The organism is Synechococcus sp. B60.1, assembly GCF_047462555.1.
In the GTDB taxonomy this organism is placed as follows: domain Bacteria; phylum Cyanobacteriota; class Cyanobacteriia; order Thermostichales; family Thermostichaceae; genus Thermostichus.
This window is the reverse complement of record NZ_JANSJN010000014.1, coordinates 25,240-32,489: the sequence shown is the minus strand read 5'-3', so window position 1 is coordinate 32,489 and position 7,250 is coordinate 25,240. Positions and strand designations below refer to the sequence as shown.

Sequence of the window (7,250 nt, the reverse complement as noted above, 5' to 3'; positions counted from 1 at the left end):
GCGCACCCGCTTGTTAAGAGGCAGGTGCAGCTCGCCGGCCACCAAACCCGATTCCGGATAGGTGAACATCCAGGCATATTGCATGCCCTGAACTTGGACAATCAGATCCGGCTGGCCCATCTCCTTGCCAGGCAGCACCGCGGGAGTGTAAGCATAGCCCGGATCCCCTGCTTCCGTATCCTGGGAAGACCCCATCGCCATGGCCGCGTGGACGTGGCCGCCAACATCGGCACCCCCATACACCGCCTGATAGACATCGAGACTGGCCAGGCCCAACCAGAGGATGATCACCGCCGGCACCGCCGTCCAGACGATCTCCAGCAGCACGTTGCCGTGGTTGGGATCCCCGTCTCCTCGATCGCCTCGCCGCTTGCGGTAGCGAAAGGCACAGTAGAGAAGCACTCCCTCCACCACCAAAAAAATCCCAGTGGCGAGGGTGATTGTGCTGTTGAAGAGGCTATCGAACAAGGGAGCCGAGTTAGCAGCCGCTTCCGGAAGCAGATGGTGATTTTGGCCATACCAGAGACTGGCCAGGGTCAACAGCACCCCGATCCCCACCAAAAAGATATTCTTGAGCGCGCTCACAGCTGCTTTTCCCCGCTGCTACCACCACTACGTGCCTGCCCTAGCAGGTTCTGTAAACAGAACCCAAGCAGGCTTAGACTCCTCTCTATTCAAATCCCAGGAGCCGGCGAGAATTGGCCATCTTAGGGATCTCTTCGGGATCTTCAGCCGGAGCGTTGGCACCGTCTACTGAGGAAGGGCAGCTTGGCCCAAAGAAATCCTTAAGAACCTTCGCCCGTTGCAAAGCTGCATTTAGGATTTGTTGCAAGAGAGTCTCCCCTCTGCCTCTAGAGAAGCACCACCCAGGATAGGAAGGGGTTAGAGGGATCGAGTTATTAACTGTTGCTTCCGCGCATTTTTTAGTGCCGATTGTGGACTGCTCTCCCTAGATTTCGATTCTTCAAATTGCAATGGACTCCTCAATTTCTCCCTCTCACGTCCCCTCTTCGGCTTCGGATCCCGTGCCGTCTGGGGAGCTTTCCCCGCGCCTGGGGCGAGCCCTGCTGGGTTTAGCAGCGGCTACTTGGCTGTTGATGGGGCTAGGCAGTGCCACTCGAGTCATGAATGCTGGACTTGCCTGTCCCGACTGGCCCCTCTGCTATGGAGAGCTGGTGCCGACGCAGCAGATGAACCTGCAGGTGTTTCTAGAGTGGTTTCACCGACTGGTGGCTGCCGGGGTGGGCTTGGCCACCCTGGTGCTAACGGGGTTTGCCTGGCGGAAGCGGCAGGCTTTGCCCGCTTGGCTGCCCTGGGGTCTGAGCTGGGCTTTTGTCTTGGTCGTGGCCCAAGGGATCCTGGGAGGGCTGACGGTAACGGAGTTGTTGCGCTTTGACATTGTGACGGCCCACCTGGGCACAGGCCTGCTGTTTTTTGCCACGCTACTCAGCTTGGGATTGCTGGCCCTGCCAAGCGTCGCTCCCTCTGAGGCGGGGAGAGCTTCTGTTGGCTACTTGCCCTGGCTCGGCTGGGGGGCAGTGCTGCTGGTGTACGTCCAGAGCTTGCTTGGGGCTTTGGTGGCTTCCCAATGGGCGTTACACCAGTGCTTTGCTTCTGGTGAACGGTGCGGAGTGATGAACAGTCACTTGCTAGGGGTGGCTCCGGCCACGCTGGCAGTGTTGCTGGTGGCGGTGGCTACAAGTTGGCGGCGGCAGCAGATCCCAAGGATTCTCAAGCGGCTGGGCCATGGATCCGTGGTCCTTTTGCTGGCGCAAGTGGGGGTTGGCATTCTCACCTATCGCTACCGGCTGCAGGTGGAGCCCTTGACGGTAGCCCACCAGATGATTGGGGCAGCTTTGCTGGCGTGCTTGCTGGGCTTTACGGTGCTGGCCTGGCGGATGAGCAATAGCCTTGGGGGAAGGAACCTTCGGGGGGTAGCCGCGGCCGCAGAAATGAACGGCAAGTAGTTTCATGGCAGATATCCTTCAAACCTACTGTCCAGATCCTTGTCAGAACACGGTGACAGGAATCCCTTTTGGCCATCGCCAAAGTCTGGCGCAGGTTTTGCGCAGCTATAGCCAGTTGGTGAAGCCGAAGATCGTCGCCCTCTTGCTGATGACCACGGCTGGAGCGATGTGGATGGCGGGCAATACGGATCCCTTCAAGTTTGGTGTCACCCTCTTGGGGGGGGGGATGGCGGCGGCCGCAGCCAATGTCATCAACATGGTGTACGACGCCGATATTGATCGGATGATGGAGCGAACCCGCCACCGTCCTCTACCTTCCGGTCGCATTCGGGCCCGACATGCCCTGATGTTTGCCGGGATCCTGGCTGTGATGTCCTTTGGCCTACTGGCCTGCTTTACCAATTGGCTGGCTGCTGGCTTAGCCATGGCAGGGATCCTGGTGTATGTAGGGGTCTATACCCACTGGCTGAAGCGTTCCAGCCCCCAGAACATTGTTATCGGCGGAGCAGCAGGGGCAATCCCACCTTTGGTGGGCTGGGCAGCGGCTACCGGTGAGCTGAGCTGGGCTGCTTGGGTGATGTTTGCCGTTATCTTTCTGTGGACCCCGCCCCACTTCTGGGCCTTGGCGATTTTAAAGCAAGAAGACTATGCCCACGCCGGGGTGCCGATGTTGCCGGTGGTGGCAGGAGAAAGGCCGACTGCTGCCCAGATTCTCCTCTACGCCCTGCTAATGGTGCCAGTCAGTCTACTGCTGGTTTACCCTCTGCACGTGCTGGGATCCTTTTACTTGAGTGTGGCGGCGCTGCTGGGATCCCTTCTCATTTGGAAGGCGGTGCAGTTGCTCCAGGAACCGCACAACCGGCAGCGGGCAGCCTCCCTCTTCACCTTTGCTAACCTCTACTTGCTGCTGTTGTGTGGCGCCATGGGGTTGGACAGGTGGTCGCTGACCCACATCCTCTGGGAGCGGGCTCTCGCCTCCCTTCAGGGGGTTTACACCACCCTGGTGGCGCTGGCAAGCCACTTTGGGACAATGGGATCCCTGGCTTAACGACTTAACCAGATCAACGTACCCAACCAACTTGGACATTGACACTCCCAGCGCCTAAAGGCAGGGGATTCTTAAGCAGTTCAACAACGAACTCGTAAAGGCGCTGTCAAGACGTCCCTAGACGGCCCCTAGAGACAAAGCCTCAAGGTTCCGCTTACTTACTGGCTTTCGGCACTGTCCGGGTTTTTCACCGGGGTAGGTGCTGACTTAAGATTACAACATAACATTGGCGAGCGACTCCAGTCGCTCGAAGGCTTTTCCGCCCCGCCCTACTCGCGCTAGCGGCGCGGAGTGCTTAATACGGGGCTACCCGGCTACTCTGCTGTGTCAGCATGAGTGTGGGCAGTTTACTTTGCGATACTGCTAGAGGTGATGTTGAGAGTGACAACACGATGGCGATGCAGAGTCTAGCTAGGGGCCGGCTTCGACGTCCTCAACGGCAGCCAAGCTCAGCGGGATCCCGGCTGTCCCTTACCCGGTTTGCCCCCTGTGGTCTCCTGTTCAGCCTGCTCTGGGCTGTACCTGCCCTTGCCCAAGAGAGGGAAGTGCCTGACCCTGCTGCCTCGATCCTCCCAGATAGCCGGGCAATCCGCACCCCCAACCTGCCTCCCACCCTATCGCTCCCGCCCGAGGCCCGCCCTGCCACTCCTACCCCGGTCTTGCAGGGGGCTTCTAGGGCTGAAGACCTGGTGGTGCCTCAATCCCCTTTGGAGGTGCGCATCGAGCGGACGGAGGGCTTGTCTTTACAAGAAGCCCTGGAGATCGCCGTCGCCCAAAACCCGGCGGTGCAGCAGGCAAGGCTGGCTGTAGAACGGGCTAAAGCAGGTGTAGCCCTGGCGCAGGCAGCTTTTGCTCCCACCCTTTCCAGCCGTGCCAACTACCAGTACAGCGAACCCCCTGCCCCCGGCGGCACTCCCAGCCGCCAATCGCACACTCTCTCTGCTAGCGTGGTGCGGCTAGACTACACCGCTTTTGACAACGGGATCAGGGAACAAAACCTGAGACTGGCCCAAGAAGCTCTGCGCGTCGCCGAACTGCAACTGGAGCAAACCCTGCAGACGGTAAGACAAGCTGTGGCCAACGCCTACTATGATCTGCAGAGCGCCGATGCCCGAGTGGCCATTAGCCAGGCTGCCGTCGCCAGTTCTGAAGCCACCCTGCGGGATGCGCAAGCCCGAGAGCGGGCTGGGGTAGGTACCCGCTTCGAGGTTCTCCAGGCGGAGACGGAGTTGGCCAACAATCGACAAACCCTACTGGTGGCCCAAAACACCCAACAACTGAGCCGCCGCCGTCTGGCCGAACTGCTGAACTTTCCCAGCCCCACCGATGTGCTGGCCAGGGATCCCATCGAGCCGGTGGGAGAGTGGGATCTAAGCCTGGAAGAGACTATTGTTGCCGCTTTTGCCCAAAGACAAGAGCTGGAGCGCCAACGCCGAGAGTTGGAACAAGCCCAAGCTCGGGTGCGCCTGGCACAAGCCAGCAACGGTCCTCAGATTGGTTTGTTCGCCACTCTCGATGCCGTTAACGATTTCGACGCCAGCCGCGACAGCTTCGATGTCGGCTATTCGGTCGGGGCCAACTTCACCTTGACTTGGTTTGATGGGGGAAAGGCGTCTGCCCAGGCTCGCCAAGCTGAGATCGATGGGCAGGTGTCCGCGAGCAATTTCGTCGGCACCCGCAATGAAATCCAGCGCACTGTGGAAGAAGCTTTCCTCACTCTCAGCTCCAGCCGCGAGCAGATCGACTCGGCCAAGGTGGCGATTGCCTCGGCAGAGGAGAGTCTACGCTTGGCCCGGCTGCGCCTGCAAGCGGGGGTGGGCACGCAAACAGAGGTGATCAACGCCGAAGCTGCCCTTACCACTGCCCGTGGTAACCTCTCCAATGCTGTAATCGCCTACAACCGCGCCTTGGTGCAACTGCAGCGGGCCATCGGCAGGCTTTGATCTCTGCTCGGTTCTTTCTTCCTCACCCCAACCCCTCTCCCTCTGGGAGAGGGGAGCTAGAGCGGCGCGTTGGCAACAGTGTTGCGTCGTAATAATGACGTGGAGAAACGTTTCCTCTGAATGTGCGGGATACCCCACCTGGGTGGGGAGGGATAGCGCCTAATATACTCAGCACACCCCAAGTACTGACTCTTTCTCTGAGAAAAATCGCCCTCTCCGGGCTTAGCTCCTGAAGTTTCCCCACGATCCGCAATGGCGGCAAAAGGGATCCTCAGAGTTTACGAGAATAGAACTCGACGACCAGCAGCTCGTTCACTGGCGCGCAGATTTGCTCGCGGGGAGGCAGTTCTTTGATACGTCCGCGCAGCTTCTCTTTGTCAAACTCCAGGTAATCGGGCAGGAACAGTCCCGGATACTCGGCGTAGGCGGCCACCAATTTGCGAGAAGACTCCTTGTTCCTTACCGTGATTACATCCCCAACTTTGCAGCCATAGCTGGGGATAGTGACTTTGCGGCCGTTGACTTCGATGTGGCCGTGGCTCACCAACTGCCGGGCTGCCGGAATGGTTGGAGCCATGCCGAGGCGAAAGACAATGCAATCCAGCCGCATCTCCAGCATCTGCAGCAGGGCTAGCCCGGTGGATCCCTTGGAGCGCCGCGCCTTGCGCATGTAGCGGAGCATCTGGCGCTCGCTCACCCCGTAGTTGAGGCGAACCTTCTGCTTCTCTTCTAGGCGGATAGCATACTCGGATTTTTTCTTGCGCTCTGCCCCGTGCATACCGGGTGGATTGGTATTTTTGGGGCGCTTGCGAGTCAGACCGGGCAGATCAAGTCCCCCGAAGCGACGAATGATCTTTAGGCGGGGACCTGTGTAGCGGGACATGCGGGCGTTTCTCCGAAATCGGCAAAGATACTCAGCAGAAGAGCACAGGCAAAAGCGCTGGCCGTACGCTAAAAGAATTGGCGATCTCCTATATTAAGGTCTTAGCCCCTCCTTTAAGCAAGGGGTGAGAGCTGTTTTTTGGGTTGACTTGGGGGATCCAGCCGGTACCATTAGTTGCAGCGAACCCCCAGTTGGGTGCGGATGAAGGCGCGATCCTCGCTGAGTAGGCCGTTGAGGGTACGCCGTTCCCCCAAGATGGGATCCGGATCCAAGCCAATGGCTTCCAGGTCGGCTAGCACCATCAGCTCCACCAATTGGGGAAAGGTCACCTTGGGCTGCCACCCCAGCACCCGCTTGGCCTTGGAGGCGTCCCCTAACAGCAGCTCCACTTCCGTTGGGCGGTAGTAGCGGGGATCGATCTCGATCAGCACGCGATCTTTGTAGAGCCCCTGTTCTTCCAGGCCGGATCCCCGCCAGGTAATGGGCATGCCCACCAAAGCAAAAGCGCGTTCGGCAAACTCCCGCACGCTGTGGGTTTCGCCAGTAGCCAGCACGTAGTCGTCCGGCTGGGGCTGCTGCAGCATCATCCACATCCCCTCGACGTAGTCCTTCGCATAGCCCCAGTCCCGCTTGGCATCCAGATTACCTAGATAAAGCTTGTCCTGCTTGCCGGCCACAATACGGCTGACGGCGCGGGTAATCTTGCGGGTAACGAAGGTTTCTCCCCGCCGTGGGCTTTCGTGGTTAAACAAAATGCCGTTGCAGGCAAAGAGGTTGTAGGCTTCGCGGTAGTTGACTGTTTGCCAGTAGGCGTACACCTTGGCGCAGGCGTAGGGGCTGCGGGGGTAGAAGGGGGTGGTCTCCTTTTGCGGGATCTCCTGCACCAGCCCAAACATTTCCGAGGATCCCGCCTGGTAAAACTTCACCCGGATCCCCGTGCGTTGTTGGTAGTCGCGGATGGCCTCCAGGAGGCGCAGGGTGCCCATGGCTACTGCATCGACGGTGTATTCCGGGTTATCGAAACTTACCCGCACGTGGGATTGGGCCCCTAGGTTGTACACCTCCGTCGGCTGCACCTGTTCCAGGATCCTGCGCAGAGTGGTGCCATCGGTGAGATCCCCATAGTGGAGAAACAGCTTGGCGCTGGGGTCGTGGGCATCCACGTAGAGGTGGTCAATGCGGTCAGTATTGAAGGTGCTGGCGCGGCGGATGATGCCGTGGACTTCGTAGCCTTTTTGCAACAACAGCTCGGCCAGATAAGAGCCATCCTGTCCGGTGATGCCGGTAATTAAGGCACGTTGGGTCATAGAGTTGGGGGCAAAGAGCGGGAAAAGTCTAAGCAGCGAAGTGGCTCAAGTCCAATAGCAAAACTCAGATCTCGAAGCAGAGACTTGAAAGCTAAGACATTA

General features: G+C 59.0%; 6 protein-coding genes. 3 read left to right on the top strand and 3 right to left on the bottom strand.

Annotation, left to right across the window (positions count from 1 at the left end):
* On the bottom strand, positions 1 to 585 hold a 585-nt coding region (locus NW863_RS03000), incomplete at its 3' end, for a cytochrome c oxidase subunit II transmembrane domain-containing protein (protein ID WP_414364281.1).
* 389 nt (positions 586 to 974) lie between these two features.
* Here NW863_RS03000 and NW863_RS02995 point away from each other — a divergent pair.
* The 3 genes from NW863_RS02995 to NW863_RS02985 all read left to right on the top strand — a co-directional run bounded on the left by NW863_RS02995 (position 975) and on the right by NW863_RS02985 (position 4,958).
* On the top strand, positions 975 to 1,967 hold the full coding sequence (locus NW863_RS02995) for a COX15/CtaA family protein (RefSeq protein ID WP_414364279.1): 993 nt from the start codon (positions 975 to 977) through the stop codon (positions 1,965 to 1,967).
* A 52-nt stretch (positions 1,968 to 2,019) separates the two neighbouring features.
* The gene (locus tag NW863_RS02990; protein WP_414364291.1) at positions 2,020 to 3,015 is read left to right on the top strand and encodes a heme o synthase; all 996 of its coding nucleotides are present in this window, start codon (positions 2,020 to 2,022) and stop codon (positions 3,013 to 3,015) included.
* 545 nt (positions 3,016 to 3,560) lie between these two features.
* Positions 3,561 to 4,958: a TolC family protein gene (locus NW863_RS02985; protein ID WP_414364278.1), complete on the top strand. Its 1,398-nt coding sequence runs from the start codon at positions 3,561 to 3,563 to the stop codon at positions 4,956 to 4,958.
* 271 nt (positions 4,959 to 5,229) lie between these two features.
* Here NW863_RS02985 and rpsD read toward each other — a convergent pair whose 3' ends face one another.
* Positions 5,230 to 5,841, bottom strand: coding sequence for a 30S ribosomal protein S4 (gene rpsD / locus NW863_RS02980; RefSeq protein ID WP_011430362.1), 612 nt, complete (start codon positions 5,839 to 5,841; stop codon positions 5,230 to 5,232).
* Positions 5,842 to 6,011: 170 nt separating this feature from the next.
* Positions 6,012 to 7,148, bottom strand: coding sequence for a GDP-mannose 4,6-dehydratase (gene gmd, locus NW863_RS02975; protein ID WP_414364277.1), 1,137 nt, complete (start codon positions 7,146 to 7,148; stop codon positions 6,012 to 6,014).
* Positions 7,149 to 7,250 lie beyond the last annotated feature (102 nt).

Bases quoted from the DNA above. Each gene is read 5' to 3' on its own strand.
- NW863_RS02995 (WP_414364279.1), top strand. From the start codon at position 975: ATGGACTCCTCAATTTCTCCCTCTCACGTCCCCTCTTCGGCTTCGGAT.
- rpsD (WP_011430362.1), bottom strand. From the start codon at position 5,841: ATGTCCCGCTACACAGGTCCCCGCCTAAAGATCATTCGTCGCTTCGGG.
- gmd (WP_414364277.1), bottom strand. From the start codon at position 7,148: ATGACCCAACGTGCCTTAATTACCGGCATCACCGGACAGGATGGCTCT.